The 428-nt window shown below is 73.1% G+C and carries 1 protein-coding gene; it reads right to left on the reverse strand.

The window, feature by feature from the left end; translation table 11 throughout:
* A partial coding sequence (locus ADK86_RS17125; protein WP_159393871.1) for an ABC transporter ATP-binding protein occupies positions 1-425 on the reverse strand: 425 nt, incomplete at its 3' end.
* Between the last annotated feature and the right edge of the window lie 3 nt (positions 426-428).

A 428-nucleotide genomic window follows, 5' to 3' on the forward strand; every position in this document is an offset into this window, starting at 1 on the left:
CCGGGCCGCTTGGCCCGCACCTCGCCGACCTCCAGCCGCTCCAGCCACTCCAGCGAGCGCTCCTCGGCCTCCTTGCGCCTGGCACCGCCCAGGCGCAGCGGCAGCGCCACGTTCTCCAGGCAGGTCAGCTCGGGCACCAGCTGGCCGAACTGGAAGACGAAGCCGAAGTCGGAGCGCCGCAGCGCGCTGCGCTGGGCGTCGGACATCCGGGTCAATTCGCGGGAGCCGTAGGACACGCTGCCGGAGTCCGGGCGGATGATCCCGGCCAGGCAGTGCAGCAGGGTCGATTTGCCGGAGCCGGAGGGGCCCATGACGGCGACGACCTCGCCGGGGTGGATGGAGAAGTCCGCGCCGTCGAGCGCGGGGGTCGAGCCGTACGCCTTGTGCAGCGCGCGGGCCGTGAGCAGGGAACCGGCCGGGGTCATACG

It is taken from the genome of Streptomyces sp. NRRL F-5755 (assembly GCF_001279365.1).
GTDB classification, from domain to species: Bacteria; Actinomycetota; Actinomycetes; order Streptomycetales; family Streptomycetaceae; genus Streptomyces; species Streptomyces rimosus.